Genomic DNA, 14736 nt, shown 5'->3' on the forward strand with positions numbered 1-14736 from the left:
GGTGTAGATGGGGTCGACGTACAAATCCGCGAGCAAAAGCCATGTGGGCATGGTGCGCCAGGTCAATGAAGACGCGTGCCTGGACCTGCCGGAAAACCGCCTGTGGGTGGTGGCCGACGGCATGGGCGGGCACGCGGCGGGGGACTATGTCAGCAGCCTGATCGTCGACAGCCTGCGCAGTGTGGCGATGGGCCGGTCCCTCGACGAATACACAGCGGCGCTGCGCAACGACTTGGTCCGCATCAACACGGCCGTGCGCGAAGAAACCGTCAACCGTGGCGTCAGCCTGATGGGCAGCACCGTGGTGCTGCTCGCCGCCCGTGGCCTGCGCGGCGTGTGCCTGTGGGCCGGCGACAGTCGCCTGTATCGCCTGCGCGACGGCGTGCTCGACAGCATCTCCCGCGACCACAGCTACGTGCAGGACCTGCAGGACAGCGGCCTGCTCAGCGAAGCCGATGCCCGCACGCACCCGCGCGCCAATATCGTCACCCGCGCCGTGGGCGTGGAGGCCCAGTTGAACCTGGCGGCGGTGGAGCTGCTGATCGCTCCCGGCGACAGTTACCTGTTGTGCAGCGACGGCCTGACCAAGACCGTCGAAGACCACGAAATCCGCGAAGTACTCGGCCACAACGCACCCGATGAAATCGTGCGCAGCCTGGTGCACCTGGGGCTCAACCGGGGCGCGCCGGACAACATCACCGCCATCGTCGTGAAGGTATCGGCATGAACATCCTGATCCCGGGTTACGACATCGACGGCGAGATCGGCGAAGGCGCCATGGCCAGCGTGTACCTGGCGACCCAGCGTTCGCTGGAGCGCAAGGTCGCCCTGAAAGTGATGGCGGCGGCACTGGCGGCCGACCCGAGTTTCTGCGAGCGCTTCCTGCGCGAGGGCAAGACCCTGGCGCGGCTGTCGCACCCGCACACGGTGACCATCCATGACATCGGCAATGTCGGTGAGCTGTATTACATGGCCATGGAATACCTGCCCAACGGCACGCTCAAGGAGCGCATCGCCGCCGGCATGACGCCGGAGCAGGGGGTGACGCTGATCCGCCAGATTGCCTCGGCGCTGGGGTATGCCCATGCCCAGGGTCTGGTGCACCGCGACGTCAAGCCGGCGAATATCCTGTTTCGCGCCGATGGCACAGCGGTATTGTCGGACTTCGGCATCGCCAAGTCCCTCGACGACCGCACCCAGTTCACCCAGGCCGGGTTTGCCGTGGGCACGCCGAGCTACATGAGCCCGGAGCAGGCGCGGGGCCAGGAGATCGATGGCCGCGCCGACCTGTACGCGCTGGGCGTAGTGCTCTACGAAATCCTCGTTGGCAAGCTGCCCTACAACGGCACCGACGCACTCTCCACGGCGCTGGCGCACCTCACCGAACCGCTGCCGGAATTGCCGGTGCACCACGGGCGTTATCAGGGTGTGCTGCGCAAGCTGCTGGCCAAGGACCCGGCCGAGCGGTTCGCGGATGCGGCGGCGTTGCTGGTTGCGCTCGATCAACTGCCGATGGATTCCCCGGAGGCCACCCTGGTGCGGCCGTTGCCGATGCCGATGAGTTTCGACCTGGCGGGCATCACGCCCGAATCCATCGAGATCCCGACTGCCAAGCCGCAGCCGCAAGCGGTGCGTCAGCCGGTGGTGACGCCGACCCAGCATCGCGCGGTGTCCGAGCAGCGCCGTGGGCCGGTGTTGGCCCTGGCCGCCGTGGCGGTTGCCGTGGCGCTGGCCATTGGCGGCGCGAGCTTCTGGTGGTTGAGCGGCAACGATGAGCCGGCTACGCCGCCAGCGGCCGCAGTGCCCGAGGCCGTCACGGCACCTGCGGCGGTGGCCGAGGTGGATGGCGGCCAGCGCCCGCTGTTGATGGCCGGCAAGAAAACCCTGTTCCAGCGCGTGCTCAGCAAGCCCGGGGCAACGCTTGCAAGCGACGCCGGCGGTGCGTCCGGCAAGGCGCTCCCGGCATTCTCCGTGCTCTACGTGTACCAGCGCAAGACGGCCGGCGGCCAGCCCTGGGTGCGCGTTGGCGCCGCCACCGATGGACGCAGCGACGGTTGGTTGCCGGCCTCCCAGGTCAGCGACTGGAAACAGAGCCTGGTGCTCAAGTTCACCGAACGTTCGGGCCGTGCGCCGGTGATGTTCCTGCGCCAGCCCGGCGAGGTGGAAAAGCTGCTGGCGGACCCGTCCGCCGCGAAAAATGCACTGGCCAGGGCGCAGAAAAACAGCGACGACAATCAACAGGTGCTGGCTCTTGAACCGGCCGCCAGCGCCGTGCCGCAGAACCAGTTCTACCTGTTACCGATCTTCGATTCCAAAGAGAGCTTCGACGAAAACGGCCAGCCGGTGCAGTTGCTCAACGTGGCGTCCATCGACCCCGGCAGCAGCGCCGTGGCGAGGCCCGCCGCGCCTGCAATCAAGGCCGATGCTTTCCGCACCGCGGTGGTGATGGTGGTGGATACGACCGTGTCGATGCAGCCCTACATCGACCAGATTCGCGACGTGGTGCACGAGTTGCAAACCCGCATCGCCGAGCGCGGCGAGCTGGACAGCGTCAGCTTTGGCCTGGTGGGCTTTCGCAACAGCATCAAGAAAACCCCTGGCCTGGAATACGTGGCCAAGACCCTGATCAGCCTCGATCAGGGCCGCGACCCGCAGCGGTTTCTCGACATGGCGCGCCAGGTCAAGGCCTCCACTGTGTCGAGCCATTCGTTCAACGAAGACGCGTTTGCCGGGGTGATGCAGGCAGTGGAAGGCATGGACTGGTCCGGTTACGGCGGGCGCATCATCCTGCTGGTGACCGATGCGGGCGCGCTGCGCAAGAACGATCCGTTCGCCGCCACCCAGATGAACGAAGCCGAAGTGCGCCAGGCCGCGTTGGGCAAGCAGATCAAGGTCTACGCCCTGCACCTGCGCACCGATGTTGGCAAGAAAACCCATGCCGGTGCCGAGAGCCAGTACCGCATCCTTACAGCCGACGCCAACCCGCAGATCGGCGACCTGTATACGCCGGTGCCCGGTGGTGATGTGCGCAAACTGGGCGAGCGGGTCGATGAGATCGGCACGGTGTTCGCCAACCTGGTGCACCAAGTGCGCAGCAACACGCCGCAGCCGGTGCCGTTGTTGAGCGCTGCGCCGAGTCTGGCGGACAAGTCGGCAGCGGTCGGTTATGCGATGCACATGGATTTCCTTGGCCGCAAGGCCGCGAGCCAGGCACCGCAACTGGTGAGCGCCTGGACCGCCGACCGTGACCTCACCAACCCGGCGCTGCCGGCGTTCCAGGTGTGCGTGATGCTGACCAAGTTGCAGCTCAACGACTTGCAGCAGTCGCTGAAACTGATCGTCGATGCCGCACGCAAGACCCAAACCTCGCCCAGGGACTTCTTCCAGGAAATCGCCAGTGCTTCGGCCTACATGAGCCGCGACCCGCAAGCCTTGCGCAAGGGCGGCAACCTGGCCGACGGCGGCATTCTGGGTGAATACCTTGAGGGCCTGCCGTATCGCAGCAAGTCGCTGAACATGACTCAGGACCTGTGGTTGTCGTTGAGCGTGGCCGAGCAGGAAGACTTTATCGACGAGCTGGATTCGAAAATCCGCCTCTACGAAACCTTCCACAATGACGTGGCGAACTGGGTTCGATTCGGCGATGCCGAGCCGGGCGACGCGTTGTACCGCGTGCCTTTGTCGACGCTGCCGTGATGTTGAACCTTTGCGCGGTGCACAAGAGCCGGGGCGTCGGCAGCCAGCGCTACAGCCTGTTGATTCCGGCGCTGGCGTTGCGCGCCGGTGAGCAGGTGGCGATTGTGGGCCCCAGTGGCTGTGGCAAAAGCACCTTGCTGGACCTGCTGGCGCTGGTGCTGGCGCCGGACCAGGTGGGCCAGTTTCAATTTTATCAACAGGACATCGGCGGGTTGTGGCGCGCCGATCGGCAATCGGCACTGGCCGCGCTGCGCAGCCGTCACCTGGGCTATGTGCTGCAAACCGGCGGCCTGCTCGGGTTTCTCGATGTGCGCGGCAATATCGCCTTGCCCCGGCAACTGCTGGGGCTCGAGGACGACGGCAGCGTGGCGCGGTTGGCCGAGCAACTGGGCATCAGCGACCAGATGGGCAAGCCGCCGGCCGCGCTGTCGGTGGGCCAGCGCCAACGGGTGAGCTGCGCCCGCGCCCTGGCCCATGCGCCGCAATTGGTGCTGGCGGACGAGCCGACCGCTTCGCTCGACCCGCTGAACGCCGAGCGGGTGATGCAGGCGCTGCTGGACCGGGCCCGTGAACAGCGCGCCGCCTGCGTGATCGCCACCCATGACGAACCGCTGGCCCGCGCCAGCGGCTTGCCGGTGCGGCGCATCAGTTGCCGGCGCGATGCCGATGGCGGCGTCACCGCAACCCTCGGGGAGGCCTGCTGATGCGCATCGCTCTGGTGGCCTCGCTCGCCTGGCAGGACTACCGCAGGGACGCCTGGCTGTCGGCCTGTTCAGTGCTGGCGCTGGTGGCGGTGATCGCGCCGTTGCTCGTGTTGTTCGGCCTGAAATTTGGACTGGTCAGCAGTTTGACCGAACGCCTGGAGACGGACCCCTCCACCCGTGAAATTATTCCGCTGGGTGGCGGTCGATTCAGCAGCGCATTGATCGAGCAACTCGGCCAGCGCCCCGATGTTTCATTTGCCATCCCGCGTACGCGGCAGATTGCGGCGACGGCGCAGGTGGGCGCGCTGGTGCTGGAAATGCTGCCGACCGCAGCGGGTGATCCATTGTTGGATGGTTTGCCAATCCCGAAAGGTGTGGGCCAGATCGTGTTGAGCCATACCGCTGCCGAAAGGCTCGCGGCGCGGCCGGGGGATCTGTTGGAAACTCGCTTCGCACGTCAGGTAGCGGGGCGTGTGGAAGAACAGCGCACACGGGTGCAGGTGCTGGCGGTGTTGCCGCTGGAGGCATTCACCCGTGACGGTCTGTTCGCCGACCTGACCTTGCTCGAAGCGGCGGAAGATTACCGCGATGGCCGCGCGGTGCCGGCATTGGGTTGGCCGGGTGATGAGGTGAGTGCAGTCGAGCAGCGGGTGTATCCGGCGTTCCGCCTGTACGCGCGCAGCCTCGCCGATGTGGAGTCGCTGCGGGTGTATTTCGCCGGGCAGAACCTGTTGGTATCGACACAGGCGAACACCATTGCCCAGGTGCAGTCGTTAAGCCGCAACCTGTCGATCGTATTCTGGATCATCGCCGGGTTGGCCCTGGCGGGTGCGTTTGCGGCGATTCTTGCCGGTGCGTTGGCGGCGGTGGCGCGTAAGCGGCGCGAACTGTCGGTACTGCGCCTGTTGGGGTTTTCCACCGCCGCGCTGTTGTTGTTTGTGATGGTGCAGGCGCTGTACAGCGCAGGCATTGCCGCCGTACTCAGTGCCGGGCTGTATGGCCTGGCCGAGACAGGTTTGAATCGGTTGTTCGTGCAGGTGCCGGGCGAGCATGCCAGCTACTTGCTGGCGCGGCATTACGGCTTGGCACTGGTGGCCGTGCTCGGCGTAAGCGCCGTGGCGGCGGCCTGTGGCGGTTGGCGAGTGGCACGTATCCAGGCTTCTGAAGGAATCAGAGATGTATAAGTTACTGGGCGCCTGCGTGGCGCTGAGCCTGGCCTCGCTGGCCTGGGCCGATGAGGCAAGCGACAAGCTCGACAATCCAAAACCGTTGCCGGACGACGTCAGCCTGCCGCTGCCCTGCGACGGCAACATGGTGTTCCGCTACGCCTACGTGCTGGCCCAGGGCACCCTGGACGACCGCGAGATCAGCCTCGGCTATCCCTTTGCCGAAGGCGAGGCCGGCTACCAGCAGTCGTTTATCTCCGGCTACCGCCGCGACTTCATCAACGGCCAGTTCACCCTCAAGGATTTGCCGCAGGGTTGGAACAAGGTCATCGCGCCCTTGATGCCCAAGACCGACGCCAAGACCCCGCTCAAGCCGATGCTCTACTTCATCGGCAAGTACGAAGTGACCGCGCGCCAATACGCCCAGGTCATGGCCCAGGCGCAGTCCCTGGCCAGTGGCGAGCCGGCGCCTGCGTGCGATGCGCCCAGCGGCATGGCCGGGCGTTTGCCCAAGGTGAAGCTGTCGCGCTTTGAGGCCGAGCGCTTCTCGGCAGTGTACAGCGCCTGGCTGATGAAATACCACCGAGACCTGCTGCCGGTGAGCGGTCGCGGCACCTCCGCCGAGGACGGCGGCCTGGGCTTTGTGCGGCTGCCGACCGAAGTGGAATGGGAGTTCGCCGCACGCGGTGGCCAGGCGGTGAGTCGCCAGGACCTGGAAGGGCGGCTGTTTCCGCGTCGCCTGGAAGGCAGCGAAAGCGATGGCCCGCTGGCCGATTGGGCGGTGTTCAATCAGGTTGCCGGCGGCACCGGCCAGGCTGCGCGGCTGATGCCCATCGGCACAAAGTTGCCCAACCCCATCGGTCTGTTCGATGTGATCGGCAACGCGGCAGAAATGGTCCAGGAATCCTTCCAACTGGTGCACGCCGGCCGCCGCCAAGGTACCTATGGCGGCTTTGTGGTCAAGGGCGGCAACTACCTGGAAGGCGAGGGCACGCTGTTTACCGGCATGCGCCGCGAATACCCGCTGTTTGCCGCCGACGGCACCGAGCAAAGCAACGAGACCACGGGTTTTCGCGTGGCGATTGGCGCGCTGTCGGCGCCGCGTTCTCGCTACAAGGAACTGTTTGCGCAGTGGCAGAAAGAAGGCCGACTGGCTTCGCTGACCGACGCCATCGACGACGCCCAGGACCCGACCAAGCGCCTGGACAGCATCATCGCCACCAGCGTCGATCCCAAGCTGCAAGCCGAGCTGGGGCTGGTCAATGAAGAGCTCAAGCGCAACGTCTCGCTGATCGCCCAGCAACGCGAGGAAGCGGCGGGCAACCTGATTCAGTCGGCGGCGCTGGTGGCCGAGACCATCGGCAACTACAACATCCGCCTGGCCAACCTGCAGAAGAGCCGTCAGCAGGCGCTGGACAACAAGGACACCGCCAGCGCCGAGCTGTTGGCCATGGCGATCACCAACGGCCGCAGCGCCCTCGACGGCGCGGTGGCGATCTACATCGATAACCTGGCGACCGGCACGCGCTACACCGATGCGGTGATCCAGGCGCAGTTTCAACGGATCAAGGAAGAGTTGGATCGCAAGCCAGTGCTCGGCAAGAGCCTGGTGACGCGCGCGACACTGTTCGTTCGCCATGTCGGCAACTACCGCAAGCAACAGCGGGCCGATCCGGCGACGATCTTGAAGGAATTGCTCGCAGCGAGCGGTCAGCGGTCTTGACCGTTGGTTGCCGCGAGCTTGGAAGGGACTCAGACGGCGTTGGGCCGTGCTGGGCATGTCAAACTTAAAAGAGAACACAACCTATGCTTTTTTCCCGTAAGGCGGTCTCCAAGCGTCACCTGCTGCTGATCGCGGCCGGTTTCAGCACAGTCCTCACCGGTTGCGCCACGTCGCCGGCCGGCAAAGTCGCGTCCACCACCAAGGTCGAGTACTACCCCAACTGCTACGAGCCGGTGCAGCACTTGCGTGCCACCGACTCGAATATGACGCGGTCAGTCGTTACCGGTGCAGCCATCGGCGCCGCCGGCGGTGCACTGCTGGGCGCCCTGACCGGCGACAAGGAAAAGCGTGGTCGTAACGCCGCCATCGGCGCAGCGGGTGGCGCCCTGGCCGGGGGCGCAGCGGGTTACTACACCGAGCGCCAGAAGCAGATCAGCGATGACAACCAGCGCATCGCGTCGTACTCGACCGACTTCAACAAAAGCGCCGCCGACATCGACCGCAGCACCGCCTATGCCAAGGCTTCGCAACAGTGCTACCAGAGCGCATTCACCAAGCTGGTGGCCGACCGCAAGGCCAAGACCGTCAACGACACCGAAGGCCGCAAGCGCCTGGCGGAAATCGTCTCGGGCCTGAAGGAATCCAATGACCTGATCGTTGCGGTCAACGGCAAGGCCAGTGAAGACCTGAACAACTACACCCAGGCCTACGAAAAAGACCTGCAGCAAGTGGGAGTGCAGCGTAACGACGTGGTGACGGTGGCGACCGCCGATACGACGGCCCCTGCGGCGGCCTCAGGCAAGAAAAAAACCGGCGGCAAAGCCGTGACCAAGCGTCCTCCGCTGCCGGTGGTGCCGAAGGAAGCCGTGACCACCGAGAAGAGCATCCAGTCCGTGCAGACCAAGCAGGCTGAAAGCAAGCAGGTGGCCAACGCCGGTAAAACCCAGATTGAAGGCACATGCCGCGATCCGAACCTGGCCGATTGGGCACCAGTGCCTTGCCCGGCTGTTTAAGCAACATGCTGCTATAAGCGTCAAACGCCAGCCGATCTTCCGCTATTGCGGCAGATCGGTGGCGTTCTTTTGGCAATTCGTTAAACTGCTGCGGCCACTCAATAATTACACCGAGGCCGTGTGCATGAAATTTCGTCTTCTGTTGTGGGTGCTGGGCCTGATGATGGGCAAAGCCAGCCGCACCAATCCTGCCTTCCAGCAACAGCTGGGCGATAAAGACCTGGCCTTCCAGTTGCAAACCCTCGACGGCAAGGTTGCCCGTCACTTCATCGTCAAAGACCAGCGCATCACCAGCCGCTCGGGCGTGCACCCCGCGCCGGCGTTTGCGATTGCGTTCAAGGATGCCGCCTACGGCTTCGCCACGATGCAGGCAAAGAACAAGCAACTGGCGTTCATGACGGGGATTCAGGACAAGTCGATCCAGATCAAGGGCAACCCGGCGCTGGTGATCTGGTTTCAGGGGCTGACCAAGTATTTGAAGCCGAAGAAAAAGAAGTAGGGCTTTGGATAGACCGAGTTGAGTTCATCGCAGGCAAGCCAGCTCCCACAGGGGACCGCATTCCAAAGTTGGAACCCGGTTGACTGTAGGAGCTGGCTTGCCTGCGATAGCTGTCTGACAGTCGTCAGAGTTATCCCTGGCTGAACTGGGACGCCAGTTCGCGCAGCAGCACCTCGGCATCCAGCACCTTGCCCACCACCTCTTCCGCCTTTTCGCGGCTCAGCCCGAGCCGTGCCAGCAGCGCATCCGGAATCGCCTCATCCGGCCCGGAGCCTACGCCCCGGCTGCGCAGCAGGCGCACGGCCAGGCACACCAGGTTCGGGTATTCGGCGTACTGACCGTCATAGGCTGGATCGTGCTGGAAGCGCAGCGCGGTGGACAGTTCGTCCGGCATGTCCCAGAAGCGCATCAGCCAAGCGCCGATCTGTTCGCGGCTGATGCCCAGCAAGTGTTGCTCCACATAGCTGTGGCATAGGTGCGGGTTGACTTCCAGGTGCCGGCAGATCAGTGAGAAATGCGGCGGGAACACGTGCGCCAGCAGCAGGTAACCGAAGTTGTGCAGCAGGCCGGCCAGATACGTCAGGCCGGCTTCCGGTCGCTGGGCGCGCGGCATGGCGCGGGTCAGGCCTTCGATGACGGCGGCGGTGTAGATCGACTGGTGCCAGTACGGCGTGGCCTGGTGTGGGTTGTCCTTGGGCAGGCTGAGGGTCTTGCCCAGGGCCAGGCCCAGCGCCAGGTTGATCACCAGGTCAAAGCCCAGCACGCGCACGATGGCGTCTTCCACCGAGCGAATCTTGCCCGGCGAGGCGTAGTACGGCGACGCGGCCCAGCTGACGACCTGGGCGGCGAGGGCCGGGTCGGTTTCGACTACGCCGGTGATGTCATCAATGGTTGCATTGGGGTCGACACGCAGCTTGATGATCTTCTGCGCGGTGTCGGCCAGCGGCGGGATTTCGATGGTCGCTTCCAGGCGTTGCTGGATACGGCGGGCGGTGAACGCCTGCATCGCCTGGGTGATTTCCTCGCGGTCGTCATTGGGGCGGTCGAGGTTGGGACGGATATTGCGCAGCGGCTCGCCGAACTGCGCGGCGCTGGCTTTGGTCAGCAGGGTCTTGAAGGCGTCGGTGGGGATGTCCAGCAGCAGACCGGCTTCGCCCGAATGCACCAGCAGGCTGGGCTCATTCAGCAGGCTGCCTTCATACAGGCACGGCGAACTGGTCAGTGGCGGCAGGCCCGGCAGCAGGTTCAGGTCGTGTTTGCTGAGCATGCGTTTGACGCGGTCCGGCGCTACGGCCGTAAGGCGCCGGCCGGTGAGTTCGGCGAGGCGGTTGAGGTCGAGCAACTGGTTCTGGGGGAACAGCACCATCAGGGCGCCTACCGCGTCTTCCAACAAGACTGCCTGGACCTTTCGCGCTGGGTTCAGGCCCGCGTGTTCGGCGACTTCCGTGTAGGGGATGGCGAGTTTTGCGAGCAGCGCCTGAATAACCGACGGGGCGGTCAGTGGGGCGGAGGCGAGGGCGACTTCTGACATGGCCTGATCCAAATTCGTACAGTCACCGAAGTATAACCAGCTTGTTACGGGTGAGGGTTGGATAACTGCGCCAGCCGTCACACTTGGCCGTATTGCTGCCCATGCCGCAACCAGCGATCCAGCAGCGGGCTGACGTGCTCGGGCCAGCGCTCCAGCAGCGCTTGCGCCGCATCGCGCACGGCGGGCAGCAAGTCGGCGTCGCGCATCAGGTCGGCGACCTTGAATTGCAGCAGGCCGGTCTGGCGGGTGCCGAGCATTTCGCCGGGACCGCGCAGTTCGAGGTCTTTTTCGGCAATCACAAAACCGTCGTTGGTCTCGCGCATGATCCCCAGGCGCTGGCGGCCGATCTGCGACAGCGGCGGGTGGTACAGCAGCACGCAATGGCTGGCGGCGCTGCCCCGGCCCACGCGTCCGCGCAGCTGGTGCAGTTGCGCCAGGCCCAGGCGCTCGGGGTTTTCGATGATCATCAGGCTGGCGTTAGGCACGTCCACACCCACCTCGATCACGGTGGTGGCGACCAGCAGTTGCAGGTTGCCGGCCTTGAACTCGGCCATGACCGCGGCCTTTTCCACAGGCTTCATGCGCCCGTGGATCAGCCCGACCTTGAGCTCACCGAGGGCGCTGGTGAGGTCCTCGAAGGTGGTTTCGGCGGCCTGGCAGGTCAGCTCTTCGGACTCTTCAATCAGCGTGCACACCCAATAGGCCTGGCGCCCTTCAGCGCAGGCGCCGCGCACGCGTTCGATCACTTCGACGCGCCGCGTGTCGGTGACCAGCACGGTGTTGACCGGCGTACGGCCGGGCGGCAGTTCGTCGAGGATCGAGGTGTCGAGGTCGGCGTAGGCGCTCATGGCCAGCGTGCGTGGAATCGGCGTGGCGGTCATGATCAACTGGTGCGGGTTCATGCGCCCGCCCACGCCTTTCTGACGCAGTGCCAGGCGTTGCTGCACGCCGAAGCGGTGTTGTTCGTCGATGATTACCAGGGCGAGGTTCTTGAACTGCACTTCGTCCTGGAACAGCGCGTGGGTGCCGACCACCATCGGGGCGCCATTGGCAATCTGCTCCAGCGCGGCTGCGCGCACCTTGCCCTTGAGCTTGCCGGCCAGCCAGGCAACTTCCAGGCCCAGGGGTTCGAGCCAGCGCTTGAAGGTAATGAAGTGTTGTTCGGCGAGGATCTCGGTGGGCGCCATCAGCGCCACCTGATAACCGGCTTCCAGCGCCTGCAGGGCGGCGAGGGCGGCAACCACGGTTTTGCCCGCGCCCACGTCACCCTGGATCAGGCGCAGCATGGGTTCGTGCTGGCTGAGGTCGTAGGCGATTTCATTGCCCACGCGCTGTTGCGCACCGGTCGGCGCAAAGCCCAGGTTGGCCAGGTATTGTGCAGGCAGACGCGTGGCCTTGGGCATCGCTGGCGCGCGCAGGGAGCGCATGCTTTCGCGCAGGCGTTGCTGGGACAGTTGGTGGGTCAGCAGTTCTTCAAAGGCCAGGCGATGCTGGGCCCAGTGGTGGCCGAGGGCGAGTTCGTCGACATCGGCATCGGCCGGTGGGTGATGCAGGTAGCGAATCGCATCGGCCAATGGCGCCAGTTGATAGTCGCGGGCCAGCTCCAGGGGCAGCCAGTCGGGCAGGCTCTGGGGACCTAGCATCGTCAGCGTCTGCATGCACAACTGGCGCAGGCGCTGTTGGGTGAGGCCTTCGGTGAGCGGGTAGATGGGCGTGAGGGTGGTGTCCACCGGCGGTGGTTCGTCGCCGGTAATGGCGCGGTATTCCGGGTGATAGATTTCCAGCCCGGAGGCGCCAGGGCGCGCTTCGCCGTAGCAGCGCACGCGGGTGCCGCGCTTGAGGCCTTCCTTTTGTGCATTGCTGAAGTGATAGAAGCGCAGGCTCAGGCCGCCAGTGCCGTCCTGCAGGCGCACCACCAGGCTGCGGCGCTTGCCCATCACCACATCGGCGCCGCTGACGGTGCCTTCGACCACCGCGTCCTGCCCGGGGCGCAGGTGGCCGATGGGCACGACGCGGGTGCGGTCCTGATAACGCAGGGGCAGGTGGAACAGCACATCCTGGAGGTTTTCCAGGCCGACCTTGGCCAGTTTCTCGGCCATGGCCTCACCGACACCCTTGAGTGCCGTCACCGACACCTGCGACAGCTCAGTCATACGTCTGCTTAGCTCGCCGCGGGCGGCTTGGCCACCGAACACAGGCGGATCGAGTCGGCGAGGATCTCAATGGCTTTTGGCCGTGGAAAGCTGGCACGCCAGGCGATCGCCACGGTGCGGAACGGCACCGGCGGCGTGAGTGGACGCACTTCGATCACGCCGGGGGCGTAGTGATGGCTGTCCACCGCCGACAGCGGCAGAATCGAGATACCCAGGCCGGACGCAACCATATGGCGAATGGTCTCCAGGGAGCTGGATTCAACCGTGGTGTGCTTGGCGCCGTCGTTGCCCTTGGTCAGGGTCGGGCAGGCTTCGAGCACCTGATCGCGGAAGCAGTGGCCTTCGCCGAGCAGCAGCAGGCTCTTGTCGTTGAGCAGGCCGGCGTCGATGGTGGCCTTCTGCGTCCAGGGGTGGGAAGCCGGCATCAGCACGTAGAACGGCTCGTCGTAGAGCGGCAGGGTCAGTACATCGGCTTCATTGAACGGCAGGGCGATGATGATCGCGTCCAGCTCGCCGTTGCGCAGTTTGTCGCGCAGCACGTGGGTGAAGTTTTCTTCGATGTACAGCGGCATCTGCGGCGCGACGCGGTGCAGTTGCGGAATCAGGTGGGGGAACAGGTACGGGCCGACGGTGTAGATGGCGCCGACCTTGAGCGGTGCGGTCAGCTGGTTCTTGCCGGCCTGGGCCAGTTCGCGAATGCTTTGCGCCTGCTCCAGCACCTTCTGGGCCTGGGCGACGATGCCTTCGCCTACCGGCGTGAGGCGCACGGCGCTTTTGCTGCGCTCGAAAATCAGCACACCGAGTTCGTCTTCAAGCTTTTTCACGCCCACCGACAGCGTCGGCTGGCTGACGTGGCAACGCTCGGCCGCATGGCCGAAGTGTTGCTCCTGGGCGAGGGTCACGATGTAGCGTAATTCTGTAAGAGTCATAGCGGGCGTCCATGAAGTTGCGGGCCAAGCATACCGACTGCAATCGATAGACGCACGTTATCAGAAGTTTGTTGGGGATTGAGCGAGGACTGTCAGAGATGTGCTGAAAAACAATGTGGGAGGGAGCAAGCCCCCTCCCACAGAAGCATCGCTTACCGGCGACGCTTTTCGATGTTGTAGACAAACGGCGCGACGATTTCGACGCTACCGCCTTTCAACATGTCGGCCGGCGGTTTGGGCAGCGGCTGGGCACGACGGATCATGTCCAGGGTCGCGCGGTCCAGATCGGCGTTGCCGGAGCGGCCTACCAACTCATAGGACAGCACGTTGCCTTCGCCATCGACCACGAAGCGCAAGCGGTTCAGGCCTTCCTTGCCACGGGCCTGGGCGCCTGGCGGGTACTTCTTGTACTTCTGCAAATGCGCCAGCAGCGTGCCTTCCCAGGAAGCCTTGGCCGCCAACTGTTGCGGCGATGGGCCGGGTGTCGGCTGCGCCGATTTTTCAACCGGGGCGTTGTTCTGCGGCGCGTCACTCGGCGGCTGATCGGAAGGTTTCTCCTTGGGCGGCTCGGGCTTTTTCTCCACCGGCTTGGGCGGCTGCGGTTTGGGTTTGGGCTTGACCGGCTTGGGCACCTGGATGGTCGGCTTGGGCGCTTCGGCCAGTTTCGGCAGCGGCGGTTCTTCCACCGGTGCCGGTGGCGGCGTTACCACTTTTGGCGGTGCCGGTGGTGGCGGCGGCGCAGGCGCAGGCGCCAGGTCGATGACCATGGCTGCTGGCGGCAGCACCACCGTACGCGGGGCCGACCAATGGAGCGCGATGGCAATCGCGACGGCATGCACGCCCAGTACGACGGCGAGGCTGGTGCCATAACGCGTCAGTTTGTGGCGCGTCGTGATCATTTTTTGGCTGCCGTCTCAAGTCCGACCAGACCTACCTTGAGGTAGCCGGCTGCCCGCAGGGCATCCATCACGCTCATCAAGTCGCCGTAGTCCACGCCCTTGTCGGCCTGGAAGAAGATCGTCGTGTCTTTCTTGCCCTGGGTCTTGGCGTCGAGCACCGGACCCAGGGACTCAGGCTTGACCTCTTCTTCGCCCAGGAACAGACGCTGGTCTGCCTTGACGCTGAGGAAAATCGGCTTCTCCGGACGCGGTGCCGGCTTGGCGCTGGACGCGGGGAGGTCAACCTTGATATCCACGGTGGCCAGAGGCGCCGCGACCATGAAGATGATCAGCAGCACCAGCATCACGTCGATAAACGGCGTGACGTTGATTTCGTGGTTTTCGACGAGCTCGTCGTCGCCTTGATTCAAATGCAGGCCCATG

General features: G+C 64.7%; 12 protein-coding genes. 7 read left to right on the forward strand and 5 right to left on the reverse strand.

All coding sequences use genetic code 11. From position 1 onward, the window contains the following. Window positions 1–7: 7 nt before the first annotated feature. The 7 genes from LUB09_RS08140 to LUB09_RS08170 all read left to right on the forward strand — a co-directional run bounded on the left by LUB09_RS08140 (window position 8) and on the right by LUB09_RS08170 (window position 8801). Window positions 8–727, forward strand: a complete 720-nt coding sequence (locus tag LUB09_RS08140) for a PP2C family protein-serine/threonine phosphatase (RefSeq protein ID WP_231422298.1) — start codon at window positions 8–10, stop codon at window positions 725–727. Continuing rightward, window positions 724–3696, forward strand: a complete 2973-nt coding sequence (locus LUB09_RS08145; RefSeq protein WP_231422299.1) for a serine/threonine-protein kinase — start codon at window positions 724–726, stop codon at window positions 3694–3696. The genes LUB09_RS08140 and LUB09_RS08145 overlap by 4 nt, the downstream gene beginning before the upstream one ends. Then, window positions 3696–4400: an ABC transporter ATP-binding protein gene (locus tag LUB09_RS08150; RefSeq protein ID WP_231422300.1), complete on the forward strand. Its 705-nt coding sequence runs from the start codon at window positions 3696–3698 to the stop codon at window positions 4398–4400. The genes LUB09_RS08145 and LUB09_RS08150 overlap by 1 nt, the downstream gene beginning before the upstream one ends. After that, a complete protein-coding gene (locus tag LUB09_RS08155) occupies window positions 4400–5584 on the forward strand; it encodes an ABC transporter permease (protein ID WP_231422301.1) in 1185 nt (394 codons plus the stop codon). Before LUB09_RS08150 ends, LUB09_RS08155 begins: the two co-directional genes overlap by 1 nt. Next, window positions 5577–7289 (forward strand): formylglycine-generating enzyme family protein, encoded by a 1713-nt coding sequence (locus tag LUB09_RS08160; RefSeq protein WP_231422302.1) that lies wholly within the window; start codon window positions 5577–5579, stop codon window positions 7287–7289. The genes LUB09_RS08155 and LUB09_RS08160 overlap by 8 nt, the downstream gene beginning before the upstream one ends. Before the next feature lie 83 nt (window positions 7290–7372). After that, a complete protein-coding gene (gene tagQ / locus LUB09_RS08165) occupies window positions 7373–8302 on the forward strand; it encodes a type VI secretion system-associated lipoprotein TagQ (RefSeq protein ID WP_231422303.1) in 930 nt (309 codons plus the stop codon). A 124-nt stretch (window positions 8303–8426) separates the two neighbouring features. Further along, window positions 8427–8801 (forward strand): hypothetical protein, encoded by a 375-nt coding sequence (locus LUB09_RS08170; RefSeq protein ID WP_003195530.1) that lies wholly within the window; start codon window positions 8427–8429, stop codon window positions 8799–8801. A gap of 130 nt (window positions 8802–8931) precedes the next feature. On the opposite strand, the gene LUB09_RS08175 is transcribed toward LUB09_RS08170, so the two are convergent. From LUB09_RS08175 to exbD, 5 genes are all read right to left on the reverse strand, one after another. Continuing rightward, window positions 8932–10332 carry an aminoacyl-tRNA deacylase and HDOD domain-containing protein gene (locus LUB09_RS08175; protein WP_231422304.1) on the reverse strand — a complete coding sequence of 467 codons (1401 nt, stop codon included), beginning with the start codon at window positions 10330–10332 and terminating at the stop codon, window positions 8932–8934. 77 nt (window positions 10333–10409) lie between these two features. Beyond that, window positions 10410–12485 carry an ATP-dependent DNA helicase RecG gene (gene recG / locus LUB09_RS08180; protein ID WP_209986479.1) on the reverse strand — a complete coding sequence of 692 codons (2076 nt, stop codon included), beginning with the start codon at window positions 12483–12485 and terminating at the stop codon, window positions 10410–10412. A gap of 8 nt (window positions 12486–12493) precedes the next feature. After that, window positions 12494–13414 carry a hydrogen peroxide-inducible genes activator gene (locus LUB09_RS08185; RefSeq protein WP_057006348.1) on the reverse strand — a complete coding sequence of 307 codons (921 nt, stop codon included), beginning with the start codon at window positions 13412–13414 and terminating at the stop codon, window positions 12494–12496. A 152-nt stretch (window positions 13415–13566) separates the two neighbouring features. Beyond that, window positions 13567–14313 carry an energy transducer TonB family protein gene (locus tag LUB09_RS08190; protein WP_209986476.1) on the reverse strand — a complete coding sequence of 249 codons (747 nt, stop codon included), beginning with the start codon at window positions 14311–14313 and terminating at the stop codon, window positions 13567–13569. Further along, window positions 14310–14735 (reverse strand): TonB system transport protein ExbD, encoded by a 426-nt coding sequence (gene exbD / locus LUB09_RS08195; protein ID WP_003231649.1) that lies wholly within the window; start codon window positions 14733–14735, stop codon window positions 14310–14312. Before exbD ends, LUB09_RS08190 begins: the two co-directional genes overlap by 4 nt. Between the last annotated feature and the right edge of the window lies 1 nt (window position 14736).

Origin of the sequence: Pseudomonas sp. Leaf59 (genome assembly GCF_920984685.1) — a bacterium.
Taxonomy (GTDB): Bacteria; Pseudomonadota; Gammaproteobacteria; order Pseudomonadales; family Pseudomonadaceae; genus Aquipseudomonas.

Coding starts and splice junctions, on each gene's coding strand:
- LUB09_RS08140 (WP_231422298.1), top strand. CDS start 8: ATGGGGTCGACGTACAAATCCGCGAGCAAAAGCCATGTGGGCATGGTG.
- LUB09_RS08145 (WP_231422299.1), top strand. CDS start 724: ATGAACATCCTGATCCCGGGTTACGACATCGACGGCGAGATCGGCGAA.
- LUB09_RS08150 (WP_231422300.1), top strand. CDS start 3,696: ATGTTGAACCTTTGCGCGGTGCACAAGAGCCGGGGCGTCGGCAGCCAG.
- LUB09_RS08155 (WP_231422301.1), top strand. CDS start 4,400: ATGCGCATCGCTCTGGTGGCCTCGCTCGCCTGGCAGGACTACCGCAGG.
- LUB09_RS08160 (WP_231422302.1), top strand. CDS start 5,577: ATGTATAAGTTACTGGGCGCCTGCGTGGCGCTGAGCCTGGCCTCGCTG.
- tagQ (WP_231422303.1), top strand. CDS start 7,373: ATGCTTTTTTCCCGTAAGGCGGTCTCCAAGCGTCACCTGCTGCTGATC.
- LUB09_RS08170 (WP_003195530.1), top strand. CDS start 8,427: ATGAAATTTCGTCTTCTGTTGTGGGTGCTGGGCCTGATGATGGGCAAA.
- LUB09_RS08175 (WP_231422304.1), bottom strand. CDS start 10,332: ATGTCAGAAGTCGCCCTCGCCTCCGCCCCACTGACCGCCCCGTCGGTT.
- recG (WP_209986479.1), bottom strand. CDS start 12,485: ATGACTGAGCTGTCGCAGGTGTCGGTGACGGCACTCAAGGGTGTCGGT.
- LUB09_RS08185 (WP_057006348.1), bottom strand. CDS start 13,414: ATGACTCTTACAGAATTACGCTACATCGTGACCCTCGCCCAGGAGCAA.
- LUB09_RS08190 (WP_209986476.1), bottom strand. CDS start 14,313: ATGATCACGACGCGCCACAAACTGACGCGTTATGGCACCAGCCTCGCC.
- exbD (WP_003231649.1), bottom strand. CDS start 14,735: ATGGGCCTGCATTTGAATCAAGGCGACGACGAGCTCGTCGAAAACCAC.